This window comes from Cohnella sp. GCM10012308 (genome assembly GCF_042649185.1).
Taxonomy (GTDB): domain Bacteria; phylum Bacillota; class Bacilli; order Paenibacillales; family Paenibacillaceae; genus Cohnella.
The window spans coordinates 205,905-219,677 of sequence record NZ_JBHRYU010000001.1; the positions used below are offsets into that span (position 1 = coordinate 205,905).

Below are 13,773 nucleotides of genomic sequence, written 5' to 3' on the forward strand. Positions count from 1 at the left end.
CGGATCTTAGCTTGCAGAGGACCGCCCGATTAATCATGCCGCAGCTCCGAGGCACAAGGCCGATCATAGGCTCCGACATACACAACATTTGAAATTTTATCACAAACGCCCGCCGCATTCAAGTTCTAATTATTCCAGCAGGCGACCGGCGGCGTTATCGCCCGGCTAAAAGGCAACGATTCAAAGTGCGTCGCCTTCACCCGGCTCCCGTACCGCGGTCTCAAGCCACTTTTTCTCCTTGTCGGTCAGCTCCGCAAGGTCCAGCAGCTCGGGCCGGCGCGCATGCGTCCGCAGAAGCGACTGTTGCCGGCGCCATTTGTCGATCTCCGCGTGATGACCCGACAGCAGAACGTCCGGCACCTGGAGGCCGCGGAAATTAACGGGACGGGTATAGTGAGGATATTCGAGCAAGCCGTCGCTGAACGAATCGGTAACGGCGGAGCTCTCGTTGCCGAGCACGCCAGGCAGCAGCCTGACGACGGCGTCCACGACGGTCATGGCGGGCAGCTCTCCGCCCGTGAGCACGTAGTCTCCGATGGACAGCTCGTCCGTCACCAAGTGACTGCGTATGCGCTCGTCATAGCCCTCGTAATGGCCGCAGATGAAAATGAGATGCGCCTCCCGGGACAGCTCCTGCGCCTTCGCCTGCGTGAAGGTCTCTCCCTGCGGACACATGAGAATAACGCGTGGCTGCGAATTCTGAGCCTCCGAAGCAGGCATGTCGCGCTCGGCTTCGTCGTCGCGTGGTTCCGTTAGCACCGTCCGTCCAGTCACCGCCTCTACGGCCGCGAAGATCGGGTCCGGCTTCAGCACCATGCCGCCCCCGCCGCCGTAGGGCGTGTCGTCGACGGTGTTGTGCTTGTTGTTCGCGTAGTCGCGGAAGTTCACCGTATTCAGCGAGACGAGCCCGCGATCGCGCGCCTTGCCCAGGATGCTGCTGCCGAACACGCCCTCGAACATCTCCGGGAAAAGCGTTAAAACGTCTACGCGCATCGTCAGAGCAATCCTTCCATCAGATGAACTTTGACCCTGCGGGCGGCGACGTCGACTTCCTTGACGACTTCGTCGATATACGGCAGCAGCAAATCTCCGCCCTTCAGACGTTTGACGACCCAGACATCGTTCGCGCCGGGGGACAGAATCTCCTTGACGAAGCCCAGCTCCTCGCCTTCCTCCGTGAAGACGGCGCAGCCGACAATATCGCTCAGATAGTATTCGTCTTCCTCGAGCTCCACGCGGTCCTCGGCTTCGACCTTAAGCTCCCAGCCCTTGTACTTCTCGACCTGGTTGATGTCGTCCCAGCCCTTCAGCCGGACCACGAACATGTTTTTTTGCTCGCGGGCGCTGACGACCTCGACCTCCGCAGGCTGCCCGCCGGCTTCCGGATTCACGAGAAGCAGCTTGCTGCCCGCGCGGAACCGCACATCCGGAAAGTCCGTCTGCGGCCACACCTTGATCTCGCCCCGCACGCCGTGCGTATTGACGATTTTGCCGACGTTCAACAGTTGTTGCTCTGACAAGGGAACGCCCCCTTTTACGATAGAATATCCAGACCCGCTGCCTGCCCATACGGCAACGGTTGGCCCAGAAGGACGAAAAAGCCCGGTACGCTGTTCGCGCGCCCGGACTTCAGCTGCCTGCTATTCGGATACGATGTCCACGATGACGCGTTTGTGGGTCTTGACCGCGGCGGACGAGACGACCGTGCGCAGCGCCTTCGCGATCCGCCCCTGCTTGCCGATGACCTTGCCGACATCGCCGGGATGAACGGTAAGCTCGTACACCAGGCCTCGCGCGTCTTCCTTGACCTGAATTCGTACGTCTTCCGGATGATCCACCAATGCCTGTGCAATAACCCGTATGAGTTGTTCCATGGCCGTTAGCCTCCGGGAAATCCGACGTCTTACTTCGAGAGCTTGGATTCGTGGAACTTCTTCAGAACGCCGGACTTGCTCAGGAGATTGCGGACCGTATCGGACGCTTGCGCGCCGGATTGCAGCCACTTCAGTGCCTTCTCCTCGTCGATCTTCACTTCGGCCGGTTGAGCGACCGGGTTGTAGATACCGATCTCCTCGATGAAGCGGCCGTCGCGCGGGGAGCGGGAATCAGCTACGACCACGCGGTAGAAAGGGGCTTTGTGAGCGCCCATACGCTTAAGACGAATGCGAGTTGCCATTTTAAACTTTCACCTCCTTAACGAGATATCGATGCTTGCGAATCAGAAAGGAAACTTCATGCCCTTGCCGCCTTTGCCGCCGAGCAGATTTTTGAGGCCCTTCATACCGCCCTTGGGTCCCTTCGGTCCCATCATGCCGGAAAATTGCTTCATCATCTTCTTCATGTCCTCGAACTGCTTGAGCAACCGGTTCACGTCGGCCACGTTCGTGCCGCTGCCGGCCGCGATCCGCTTGCGCCTGCTATAGTTGATGATGTCGGGCTTCTGCTTCTCCGCCTTCGTCATCGACTTGGCGATCGCCTCGGTCCGGGAGATCTGCTTCTCGTCGATCTTGAAGTTCGGATTGGCCTTCAGCTTGTTCATGCCGGGCATCATGTCGAGCAGTTGGTCGAGCGGCCCCATCTTGCGGACCTGCTCCATCTGTTCGAGGAAGTCGTCGAACGTGAACTCGGCCGTGCGCATCTTGCGCTCGAGCTCCTTCGCCTTCTCCTCGTCGATGTTCGTCTGGGCCTTCTCGATCAGCGACAGCATGTCGCCCATGCCGAGAATCCGCGACGCCATCCGGTCGGGATGGAACGCCTCGAGCTGGTCGATCTTCTCCCCCGTGGAGGCGAACTTGATCGGACAGCCCGTCACCGCCTTGACCGACAACGCCGCGCCGCCGCGGGTGTCGCCGTCGAGCTTGGTCAGCACGACCCCGGTCAGCGCCAGCTGATCGTGGAAGCTCTTGGCCACGTTGACCGCCTCTTGGCCGGTCATGGCGTCGACGACCAGCAGCACCTCGTCGGGATTGACCGCCGCATGAATCTGCTTGATCTCTTCCATGAGCGCTTCGTCGATCTGCAGACGGCCCGCGGTATCGATAAGCACGTAGTCGCGGCCCTCTTCCTTGGCGCGCGCCACGCCCTGCCGGGCGATCTCGACCGGACTGACCTGGTCGCCCAGGGAGAATACCGGCACGTCGATCTGTCCGCCGAGCACCTGAAGCTGCTTGATCGCGGCGGGACGGTAGATGTCGCCGGCTACGAGCAGCGGCTTGTGGTTCTGCGACTGCAGCTGCTTGGCGAGCTTGCCGACGAGCGTCGTCTTGCCCGCGCCCTGCAGGCCTGCCATCAGAACGACCGTAGGAGGCCGGTTGGACTTGGCCAGCTTGGACTGCGTGCCGCCCATCAGCTCGATCAGTTCCTTGTGGACGATGTCGACTACGACCATCCCAGGCGTGAAGCTCTTCGTCACTTCCAGGCCGACGGCCTTCTCCTTCACCTTCGCGATGAAGTCCTTGACGACCTTGAAGTTGACGTCGGCCTCCAGCAGCGCCAGACGCACCTCGCGCATCGCCTCGTTGACATCGTCCTCGGACAGCTTGCCTTTGCCGCGCAGCTTGCCGAACACGTTCTGCAGCCTTGTCGTCAATCCTTCGAATGCCATGAGCCGGTCCCTCCCTTCCTCAAAAATCTCGCATCTATTCGTTCAATCATATCATTTGTCGGGTTCGCGTTCAAAGCTCGCCGTCTTCCGATCCGCGCAAGCCCGCGGCCGTCCTGGCCAGCGCCTCGCGGTGCGGCTCCGGGAGCCCGCCGATCTGCCGGTCGAGCGTCTCGAGCCAACTGTGCATCCGCACGTGCCGCGCCATGAGTCCAAGCTTGTCCTCGTAGCCCTCGAGCGCCTGCTCCGCCCGCTTCAGATGCTCGTAGACCGCCTGCCGGCTGATCTCGAAGTCCGAAGCGATCTCGCCGAGCGAGTAATCGTCGTGGTAATAAAACTTCAGAAACGTCTGCTGCTTGTCGGTCAGCAGCGGCCCGTAAAAATCGAACAGCATGTTCATCCGGGTCGTCTTCGCGAGTGCGCGCTCTCCCTGCATCACGATCACTCCTATGCTGTCAAGGGAAACGACTTGACACTCCGCGTCCGAAAACTATCATAAGCTTTCGCCCTGACGTTGTCAAGGCAAATACCTTAACACATAAAAAAGAACCCACGCCTCCTTTAAATGAGGCCATGGGTTCGGCTGTCAATACGATTATTGCCAATACATTATCGCCTGACGAAATATCCGACCAGCTTCTCCGTCTCGGGATCGAATACAATCGTCAGCGGCCCGATCAATGCATCTTGATCCGTGCTGTAATTGACTGCGATCAGCTTGCCGCCGGCCGCCTTGATCTCTTCGACGCGCTTCTTGGCAGCTTCATCGGCAGCCATAAGACCTGCGCTGTCAGGTTCGATCACGGCAACCTGGGCTTCTTCCTTCTTGGTCAGCAGATGCGGCAGCTGCTCGGCAGGCACCAGCTTCCAGGCGATCTCGCGATAAGCCGCGATCTGCTCGGCGGTAGGCTGCTGTTCCAGCACGACGACCGTATCGAGCGCCGCAACCTGCCCCTCGGTAATCGTCGGGCCGTAATAAGCGCGAACCGGCGTGCCCGGCTTGATCTGCGTCCAGTCGGCGGATCGGCCTTCCTTGTCGACGAGGCGCGTTTCCTTGCCGGATTGGAGAGTAAGCACGGGCGTATCGACGCCGTCCTTCAATTCTGAGAATTGAATCCGCCAGCCGCCGTCCGCTTTTTCCACGGAATAGACCGCATTCTCCTTGACGAGCCGCTCGGCCGTCACGGTTACGGACGCCGCATGGGATTGCCCCGGATAACTCATCGCGATGGCCGGACCGTATTCGGCGATAATATGCATGCCCGCCTTCAGGTCGCCGGCCGCGATCTTCTTGCCGTCCGCGCCGGTGACGACCGACTTGGCGTCGGCCGTCAGGATGATCCACGCGTTCGGTCCGGTACCGAGCACCTCAAGTCTGACGCCGCCGTCCGCATTGGCGGTCGCGCTCGCTACGACGCCGGAAGTCATCGCGTACTCGGCCTCTTCCGCAGGCGCGTTCTTGCTCGTCAGATCCAGCTGCTTTTGATTCCAAGAGATGCCGTAGCCGAACGCTTCAGCCGCGTCGCGGACCGGGATGTAAGCTTTGCCGTCGATATAAACCGGGTGAAGCTGCGTTTTTTCGCCGTTGACCGAAACTGAGATATCGCCGCGGAGCTGGCCGCTTACTTTTTCGATAAGTCCGGCCGCGCTGGCGCCCGTCGTCGCGAGCAGTCCGGCCGCGGTCGCGAGAATGATCCATTTTTGTTTTTTCATAAGAAATGCTCCCTTCTGAACCCGAGATAGCGCAGCGATCAAGCGCTTGCATGGTCACTGACGCGCCGGCGCGTCCAAAAGTTACACCCCTTGAGCGATTTCGTCCATTTATTTATAAAGAAATATTCAGCTCTCGGGCCACGGACCGGATATAACGAGCCGCTTCCTCGGCTTCTTCGGGCGCATGCAGATGTTCCACGATCAGCGAAGTATCGGGGTCCAGCTTGCTCAGCTCGCTAAGAAAGGTCCGGTAGTCCAGCGCGCCGCGGCCGGGCACGACCTCGTCCAGATGCACCGTCAGCTTGCCGGCCAGCTTGATATCCTTGGCATGGCAGTTGCGTATATACGGGCCGAGCTTGTCGAAAAAGTCGCGAATCATATCGCCGTTCTTATAGTAGATTCTCGGGCTTGCGATCATGTTGACCGGGTCGAAATGGACTGCGAACGCCTTCCGGTCGATCGCCTTGAGCAGCGCCAGATACGTGTCCGCGGAATCCGGAAAAATCCATGGCATCGTCTCCAGCGCAAAATACGTGCGTGTCGGACGCACGGCGTCGATAATCTCGCGTACCGTGTCTACGATGAGCGCGAAGGTGTCTTCCGTAAAATTGTCCGGGTGCGGTCCGTCCCATTGTTCGCCACGGGACCCGGCGATGTTGACGCAGCAGCGGGCGCCGACCGTGTCAGAGAGCGCAAGCCGCCGCTTGCAATGGGTCAGCGCCGCCTGCCGGACCGTCTCGTCCGCGCTGATCGGATTGCTCCAGGCGCCTACCTCCGAGATGGTGATGTCGCTTGCCTCCGCGGCTCGCACGTAAGCGCGTACGACGTCGTCGGACGTATCGTTCAAATCCGGGCATACGGCGGACCGGTATCCGCCCTTAAGCACCTCGTTCACCCATGATTCAGGTGTGCTCGTATCTCCGAATAGCTGGCTGCCCAGTCGCATTTTTATATCCTCCCCGGTTCGTTTTCGAATCGTTCGTCGTTAAGAACGACTGCCTTTAACAATGCGCCGTCATCGCCCATGACCTTGCCGAATTCGGTCGGCAAATCCGCAAGACGGAACCGATGCGTAACGAAAGCGAGCGGGTCCAGTTCGCCCGCAACCGCCATCCGCTGCAGCTCGGCCCCGTCCTCCATCGAGGAATACAGCGAACCGACCAGCGTGAGATGCTTATGGATAAGTAGGCTCGAATCGAATGCGAACTTCGCGCCTTCGCCGATCGTGACGACCGTGCCTCCGATCGCGACAAGCTCGAAGATAAGCTCGTAGGAAGCCGCCTTGCCCGAGCAGTCGACGCCGTAACCGAAGCCGGATTCGCCCGAAAACGCGCGCAGACGCGAAGCTGCGTTCTCGTCCGCAGACACGGCGATCGACGCGCCGAGACGCAGCGCGGCCTCCCTGCGCGCCGCGATCGGATCGACCGCCGCCACGGCGGCGCCCTTGGCCTTGCATAGCGCCACCGCGGCCAGACCGATCGGTCCGCAGCCGGTCACGAGCACGCTGTCGCCCGCGCCGAGACGCGTCCGTTTTAGCGCGGCGTAGGGCGTGCCCCAGTTGTCGAACAGCAGCGCGCCTTGCTCGAAGCTGATCGCCGGATCGAGCGGAAGGCAGTTGCGCGCGGGCACCGCCATTCGCTCGGCGAAGCCGAATCCCATATGGACGAGCGGCGCACTGCCGCAGCGGACAAATCGTCCCGCCCGGCATTCTTCGCATTCGCCGCAGCCTTTTACATTGTTAACCGCCACCCGGTCGCCAGGCTTGAAGCCGGTCACGCCTTCACCGGTCTTGACGATCACGCCGGCCGCCTCATGTCCGGCTACGTAATCACTGGGCGCCTCGACATGCCAAAACCATTTGTCTGACCCGCAAATGCCGCAGGCCCGGGTCTCGACCAGCACTTCGCCGGGGCCGGGCTCGGGCTCCGCGCCATCGACGACGCGCAGATTCTGCGGCCCGAAGGCTTTAACCGTTTTCATTGCACACAGCACCTCCATAGTCGCAAAAGCTCGTTGGCTTGAATAGACGTGAACGCGTGTTTACGCAATTTATTATAGCAAATAGTCCTCGCATTTTAAATCACTACCCTTTGCTTAGTCGGCTGCGGGCGCAGTTGAGCGGCAAAACCGCGTAACTTCGGCACAACGTCTGCTCTGGAAGCCAGTTATGCGAAAAACCGTGTAGCTTCGACAAAACGCAGGCTGCGAGATCAGAGGCTACCGAGCGCCAGTTGTGCGGAAAAACTGTGCACTCCAGTAAAACTCAGGCTGCGGGCGCTCAGTTAAACCAGCAGAAACGGGCAACTTGTGCCGATGAGCGCGAATGGGCGCTAACGCCGTATCCGTGCCGCCGGAGGCTGTGCCAATACGAGCAAAGAGGCACGATCGCGCCTCCTGACCGAGCGGGAAGCCGACGCTAAGCCCAAAAAGGCGTTAACGCCATCTTCGCGACACCTCGGACTGTGCCGATAAGCGAAAATGGACGCTAACGCCTTTTGTAATTCTCGTTCGTTGCAAAAACGACCGACGCTCCCGCGTTTCTCCAAAGCAAAGCAAACGAGCTACCCCCGCACAGGAGGCTAGGGATCGGCTTCCTTGCGAAACGATTCTGCGAATTTTTCACAACGCTTCGCCCGACTCGTAAACGTCCAGCGCCGCCTGCAAAGCTGCGCCGGCCTTTACCTGCGCGCCGTGCCGCAAGAGCACCGCCTCGAAAGCGCCAAGCAGACTCAGCACGTTGTCCCGGCGGCAGCTGTAGCCCATCGTGCCGATGCGCCAGATCCGGCCCTTGAGCGGGCCGAAGGAGCTGGCGATCTCGATGCCGAACATTGTCAGCAGCATCGCGCGTACCGACTCGCCGTCGACGCCTCTTGGAATCTCCACGCAGGTCACAACCGCCATTTTGCAGGACGGGTCGCCGTACTGGCGCACGCCCATCGCCTCCAGACCCGCGACGAGCGCGATCTCGTGATGGCGGTGCCTCGCCCAGCGCGTCTCCAGCCCTTCCTGCAGCACGATCCGCAGCCCTTCGCGCAGCCCATACAGCATGCTGGTCATCTCCGTATGATGGTTCAGACGCGCGGCGCTCCAGTAGTCCTGCAGCTGGGCCAGATCCAAATAATTGCTCTGAATGAAACGGCGCCCTTCCTCCGGCTCGGCGCCCGCCATGCCGGGGACGCGAAGGCCGCGCTCCACCCGCTTACGGGCGAGCACCTTCGCTTCGGCGCGCGCGTTGTAGGTGATCGGAGCCATGCCCGATGGCACGGACAGGCACTTCTGCGTGCCGCCGACGACGGCGTCGAGCAGCCAGGCGTCCGTCTCCACGGGCACGCCGCCGAGCGTCGCGACCGCGTCGACCACGAGCAGCGCGTCCGTCTCGCGGCAAACGGCGCCGATGCCGTCGAGCGGCTGCACGCGGCCGGTCGACGTCTCGCCGTGCACGATCGCGACGAGCTGCGGACGCTCGCGCCGGATCGCCGCGGCGATGTCGGACGGATCGAACACGCGGCCCCATTCCTGCGCAAGCGTCACGACTTCGGCGCCGCAGCGCTCCGCGATCTCGTGCAGCAGATGTCCGAACCGTCCGTAGATCGGCACCAGCACCTTGTCGCCGGGTTCGATCAAGCTCGTAAGTACCGCCTCGATGCCGGAACGCGAAGTACCGTCCACCGGATACGCCCACCGGTTGCCGGTGCGAAAGACGTGCCGCAGCATTTCCATCGTATCGTTCATAAGCGCGGTGAATTCGGGATCGAACTGGCCGAGGATCGGATAGGACAGCGCCCGCAAGACGCGGGGATCGACCTCGACCGGGCCTGGCGTCATGATCGTGCGGGGCGATGGGCACAATTCAGCATAGGTTTTCATGAAAATCTACTCCTTGTAGGCTAGATCGTACAAGACGGAAACGAGTACGGCCGCCCCTTCGGCAAGCTGCTCGGGCGACGTGTATTCATCCGGCGAATGGCTGATTCCAGCGCGGCTCGGCACAAAAATCATCGCCGTCGGACACAGCGGCGCCATCAGCTGCGCGTCATGTCCGGCCCCGCTCACCATACGCTGGTAGGAAAGCGACATTCCGGCGCATGCCGCCTCTATGTGAGCGGCCAGCCGCCCGCTCATCGGCACCGGTTTGGTCGCGAGCCAAGGCGTCACGGCAAGCCGCAATCGGCGCCGGTCCGCGATCCGCTGAATCTCGCTGAGCACGAGATCGGAAAAAGCGGACAAGCTCCATTCGTCCGAATGGCGGATATCGAGCGTCATCTCCACGAAACCGGGGATGACGTTCGGCGTATTCGGGCGCGCTTCGATCTTGCCGACCGTAGCGACGAGCGGCTCTCCCCACGACGAGGCGAGCGATTCCAGCTTGAGCGCGATCTCCGCCGCGCCCGCGAGCGCGTCCTGACGGAGCGTCATCGGCGTCGTGCCCGCATGGTTGGCCGCTCCCTCGATCGACAGCGCGTACCTGCGCTGCCCGACGATCGTCTCGACGATGCCGATCCGACGGTTGCGATGCTCGAGCACGAGCCCCTGCTCGATATGCAGCTCCACAAATCCCGCGAGCGGCGCAAGCCGACACTCCGGTCCGTCCGAACGGCCGAAGCCCGACGCCTGCATCGCTTCCTCAAGGGATACGCCGTCCTCGTCCTTATAGCTCCCGGCTTGACGCCAGTCATAGATGCCCGCGGCGTTGCCGGAGCCCCAGTAAGCGATCGGAAACCGGCTCCCCTCTTCTTCGCAAAAAGAGACGACTTCGAGCGGACGCCGAGGCTTCCCGAACGTCCGGCGCAAATAGGCGAGCGCCGCGATGCCGGCGACGATGCCGTAAACGCCGTCGAATACTCCCCCATACCGCACCGAATCGATGTGCGAGCCGGTCAGTACGGTTGGTTCGCCGTCGCGTTTCCCCGAGAGACGTCCGTAAAGATTGCCCACATTGTCGTACCGGACCGCAAGTCCCGCTTCCTCCATGCGGGCGGCGAGCGCCGCCTGCGCGCTAAGCCAGGATACGCCATACAGCAGTCTGGTGACGCCCGGCTTTTCAGGCTCGTCGGTATGGACGGCCATCTCGCCGAGCAGCGCCACGATCTCTTCATTTAACGCATGGACCGGAATGTCGGACAGGCTCATCTTTCGTTCACCCTTTCCTTGAGCGGACTCAGCAGCTCGCCGCATCCCGCTCGAACGATACCGCCGCCGCTCAGCGAATAAACCATTCGACCGCGCACGAGCGTATTTACGACCCTGCAGGAAAATGTCCTGCCGATATAAGGACTATGGCGATGGCGTTGGTAAAGGTCTTCGCGCTTCAGCGTATACGCTTCCTCCGGATCGACGATTGCCAGATCGGCATCGAAGCCGACCGCGATCCGTCCCTTGCGGCCGTTCAAGCCGAACCGCCTCGCAGGTCCGTCGGCCGTCAACCTGGCGATGACCGGCAGCGGAAGCCCGCGCTTCACCGCTCCTTCGTCCAGCATTAGCTCCAGACTGCTCTGCGCACCCGCAATGCCCCCCCAGGCGCTCATGAAGGTACGACCCTCCATCGACTTCCAGGCCTCCGGCGAAGGCGAATGGTCCGAGGCGATCACGTCGATCAGGCCGGCGGCGACCTGCTGCCAGAGACGCTCCCGCCGCGCATCGTCGCGCATCGGCGGCGCGCATTTGGCGGCAGGACCGATCCGCCCCATGTCCAGATCGCTCAGCGCGAGATAATGCGGACAAGTCTCGGCCGTGACGTCGAGCCCTTCGATCCTCGCTTGCGCGATCAGCTCCACCGCCTCCGGGCTGCTCATGTGCACGAAGTGAAGACGGCAGCCCGTCTCGCGCGCGAACAGCAGCGCGCGGCTCACCGCCTCCAGCTCCGCGACGACCGGGCGGGAGGCGACAAAATCCGCCGCGTCCGCCCTGCCTTCGGCGGCTGCCTTAGCCGCGAGTCGGGAGGTGATCGCCTCGCTCTCCGCGTGAAGTCCGAGCAGACCGCCGAACGAAGCGATCGTTCGCATGCCCTCAAGCAGCGTCAGATCGTCGACTTCGCGGAAGCGGTCTTCCGTTTCGCCGCCCGGATCGGACATAAACGCCTTGAAGGCTTTGACCCCCGACTCGTGAAGCGCCTGAAGGTCGTTTGCGTTGCCCGGCACGAGCCCGCCCCAGAAAGCGTAGTCGATGCTCGACACGCCAACAGCGCGATCGGCTTTCATCGCCAGCGCTTCCGCGTTCACGGTCGGAGGCAGACCGTTGAGCGGCATGTCGACGAAAGTCGTGCAGCCGCCGGCCGCGAGCGCAGCGGAACCGGACGCGAAGCCCTCCCAGTGCCCCATGCCCGGTTCGTTCAGATGCACATGCGCGTCCACCATCCCCGGCAGCACCCATTTCCCGCGCGCGTCGACGATCTCGGTATCCGGGCTTGCGCATAGCTTCGCGCCGATCCCGGCAATTTTCCCGTCTTTTATGCCGATATCGAGAAAAACCGCTTGATCCGGCAGCGTGACATATCCGCCTTTTACGATCAGATCGTAGCTAATTCCCATCGCGCGTCTCCCCCTCCCCAGCTCCTGCCGGCCCCATGCTTCAACTCCCCCGGTACGTGCTGTAGCCGCCGGGGGAGACGAGCAACGGTACATGATAATGGCTCGACGGCTCCGACACCTCGAAGCGAATCGGCACCTGGCTCAAGAAAAACGCATGCGCGTTGCCCCGAAAATAATCCCCGACGCCAAAAAGCAGCTCGTAAGTTCCCTCTGCAAGCAGGTCGCCCTCCACAAGCGGAGCGTCGAGCCTCCCGTCCTCGTTCGTGAAGGCTTCCTTTATAAGCGTCCGCGCCGAATCGCCCACCCCGATGCCGAACAATTGCACCCGCATACCTGCCGCAGGTCGTCCGATCGACGTATCGAGTACGTGCGTCGTCAGTTTGCCGCTCATGCAAGCCGCCTCCCTTCTATTCGTCCGCTAGCAGGTCCGCGAGCCGGAAGCCCGTAATGCGCGCGATTTGCGCGACCGCCTCAGCCAACTCTTCCTCCGCGTCATAGTCCAAGCGCGCCATCATCGCTTCCAAAATTTCTTCCCGCCCCTTCCCCCTGACGGCGAGAATAAACGGGAAGCCGAAACGGTCCACGTAAGTCTTGTTCAGCGCCGAAAAGGTATCGTATTCTTCCGGCGTCAGGCGGTCGAGCCCCGCTCCGGATTGCTCCGATGCCGAATAAGACGTGACGGCAAGCCGCGTACCGAGATCCGGGTGAGCCCGTAAAAAGGCGATCAGCCGCTCCCTCGGCGAACCGCGGACTTCGTCCATCATCGCTTGGTGAAGCGCGGCGACCGACGCATACGGACGACCCGCCCAAGCTGCCTCCGCCACCCATGGCGAATGCTCGAACACGCTGCCAAGCGCTTCGACGAACGACTCTCGGTCAAGTCCGTTAACGTCCGACAACGACAACTTGCCGTTCGCTGCGCCGCTCATTTCCAATATCCCTCGTGTACCGCTACGACTTCTCGTTCAATCTCCGGAAAAGGACCGACGACCTCGATCGGCTTGCGCCCGCTTGCCAGAATGTCCCGGCAAGGCATGTCGAGCGTCAGATTCTGCTCGTCGTCGCCCGTCAGCTCGGCAAGCCGATGCTCGGAGATGCCGTATACGACCCGTCCGACGTTGCCCCAATAGATCGCCCCCGCGCACATGGCGCAGGGCTCGGCCGTCGAATACAGCGTGCAGCCCCACAAAAAGGGTTTCGAATACGCCTGCGATGCGCGCTGCATGAGCGACGTCTCCGCATGGCCGGTGCAGACGCGACCGGTAATCTCGATATTGCCCTGCTCCATCAGCACTTCTCCCTCCGGCCCGACGAGCACGCAGCCGAACGGCGTATTGCCCGCCGACCGCGCCTGCCGCGACACCTCGACGCTTTTGCGGAGATAAAATAGATGAAGCTCCTTCTCGTTACCGTTCATCCCGTTTGCTCCTTTTTCAGCGCGATCGCTTTATGAACGGACCGCCAGACTCCGCCGTAGCCGGTGCACCTGCACAGATTGCCGGACAAGGCCTCCTCGATATCCGCGTCGCTCGGCGACGGATTATTCGCCAGAAGCGCCGTAACGGAAACGACCATGCCCGGCGTGCAGTAGCCGCATTGATAGCCGCCCTCCTCGAGGAAGCACTGCTGAACCGGCGTCAAGCCGCCTTCGGACAAGCCCTCGATCGTCGTGACCTTCTTGCCGTCGCATTGATAGGCCATCGCCAGACACGAATTGACCGGCTTGCCGTCGACGAGCACCATGCAGGCGCCGCAGCGTCCCATCTCGCAGGACCGCTTCGTCCCGGTGAGGCCGAGATCGTCGCGCAGCACGTGCAGCAGCCGCTTCGCCGGCGGTATTTCCAGCGCCGTAGGTTTGCCGTTCACGTTGATGTTCAAAAAGCGGACCGGCTCCGCCGATACCGGCGCTATCTCGCTCATTCGGCTCCCCTC

The 13,773-nt window shown here is 61.8% G+C and carries 16 protein-coding genes; all 16 read right to left on the minus strand.

The features are described 5' to 3' along the window. Positions 1-180: 180 nt before the first annotated feature. Positions 181-993 (minus strand): tRNA (guanosine(37)-N1)-methyltransferase TrmD, encoded by an 813-nt coding sequence (trmD, locus tag ACFOTD_RS00990; protein ID WP_378114851.1) that lies wholly within the window; start codon positions 991-993, stop codon positions 181-183. A 2-nt stretch (positions 994-995) separates the two neighbouring features. After that, complete coding sequence (gene rimM / locus ACFOTD_RS00995; RefSeq protein WP_378114853.1) at positions 996-1,520, minus strand: ribosome maturation factor RimM; 525 nt, start codon at positions 1,518-1,520, stop codon at positions 996-998. A gap of 120 nt (positions 1,521-1,640) precedes the next feature. Further along, positions 1,641-1,874 (minus strand): KH domain-containing protein, encoded by a 234-nt coding sequence (locus ACFOTD_RS01000; RefSeq protein WP_090117411.1) that lies wholly within the window; start codon positions 1,872-1,874, stop codon positions 1,641-1,643. 29 nt (positions 1,875-1,903) lie between these two features. After that, on the minus strand, positions 1,904-2,176 hold the full coding sequence (rpsP, locus tag ACFOTD_RS01005; protein ID WP_378114855.1) for a 30S ribosomal protein S16: 273 nt from the start codon (positions 2,174-2,176) through the stop codon (positions 1,904-1,906). 42 nt (positions 2,177-2,218) lie between these two features. Next, complete coding sequence (gene ffh, locus ACFOTD_RS01010) at positions 2,219-3,604, minus strand: signal recognition particle protein (protein ID WP_378114857.1); 1,386 nt, start codon at positions 3,602-3,604, stop codon at positions 2,219-2,221. A 70-nt stretch (positions 3,605-3,674) separates the two neighbouring features. Beyond that, the gene (ylxM, locus tag ACFOTD_RS01015) at positions 3,675-4,037 is read right to left on the minus strand and encodes a YlxM family DNA-binding protein (protein ID WP_378114859.1); all 363 of its coding nucleotides are present in this window, start codon (positions 4,035-4,037) and stop codon (positions 3,675-3,677) included. Between the two features lie 173 nt (positions 4,038-4,210). After that, the gene (locus ACFOTD_RS01020; RefSeq protein ID WP_378114861.1) at positions 4,211-5,314 is read right to left on the minus strand and encodes a stalk domain-containing protein; all 1,104 of its coding nucleotides are present in this window, start codon (positions 5,312-5,314) and stop codon (positions 4,211-4,213) included. A 112-nt stretch (positions 5,315-5,426) separates the two neighbouring features. Beyond that, positions 5,427-6,260 carry a sugar phosphate isomerase/epimerase family protein gene (locus ACFOTD_RS01025; protein WP_378114863.1) on the minus strand — a complete coding sequence of 278 codons (834 nt, stop codon included), beginning with the start codon at positions 6,258-6,260 and terminating at the stop codon, positions 5,427-5,429. Between the two features lie 2 nt (positions 6,261-6,262). Further along, a complete protein-coding gene (locus ACFOTD_RS01030) occupies positions 6,263-7,294 on the minus strand; it encodes a zinc-dependent alcohol dehydrogenase (RefSeq protein WP_378114865.1) in 1,032 nt (343 codons plus the stop codon). Between the two features lie 639 nt (positions 7,295-7,933). After that, on the minus strand, positions 7,934-9,181 hold the full coding sequence (locus ACFOTD_RS01035) for a pyridoxal-phosphate-dependent aminotransferase family protein (protein ID WP_378114867.1): 1,248 nt from the start codon (positions 9,179-9,181) through the stop codon (positions 7,934-7,936). Positions 9,182-9,187: 6 nt separating this feature from the next. Then, positions 9,188-10,444 (minus strand): Zn-dependent hydrolase, encoded by a 1,257-nt coding sequence (locus tag ACFOTD_RS01040; RefSeq protein ID WP_378114869.1) that lies wholly within the window; start codon positions 10,442-10,444, stop codon positions 9,188-9,190. Continuing rightward, positions 10,441-11,841 (minus strand): allantoinase AllB, encoded by a 1,401-nt coding sequence (allB, locus tag ACFOTD_RS01045; protein WP_378114870.1) that lies wholly within the window; start codon positions 11,839-11,841, stop codon positions 10,441-10,443. Before allB ends, ACFOTD_RS01040 begins: the two co-directional genes overlap by 4 nt. A gap of 40 nt (positions 11,842-11,881) precedes the next feature. Next, positions 11,882-12,232, minus strand: coding sequence for a hydroxyisourate hydrolase (gene uraH / locus ACFOTD_RS01050; protein WP_378114872.1), 351 nt, complete (start codon positions 12,230-12,232; stop codon positions 11,882-11,884). Positions 12,233-12,248: 16 nt separating this feature from the next. Beyond that, positions 12,249-12,770 carry a 2-oxo-4-hydroxy-4-carboxy-5-ureidoimidazoline decarboxylase gene (gene uraD / locus ACFOTD_RS01055; protein WP_378114874.1) on the minus strand — a complete coding sequence of 174 codons (522 nt, stop codon included), beginning with the start codon at positions 12,768-12,770 and terminating at the stop codon, positions 12,249-12,251. Then, positions 12,767-13,258, minus strand: a complete 492-nt coding sequence (locus tag ACFOTD_RS01060) for a nucleoside deaminase (protein ID WP_378114876.1) — start codon at positions 13,256-13,258, stop codon at positions 12,767-12,769. Before ACFOTD_RS01060 ends, uraD begins: the two co-directional genes overlap by 4 nt. After that, entirely contained in the window at positions 13,255-13,761 is a 507-nt protein-coding gene (locus ACFOTD_RS01065) for a (2Fe-2S)-binding protein (RefSeq protein WP_378114878.1), read from the minus strand. Before ACFOTD_RS01065 ends, ACFOTD_RS01060 begins: the two co-directional genes overlap by 4 nt. Positions 13,762-13,773 lie beyond the last annotated feature (12 nt).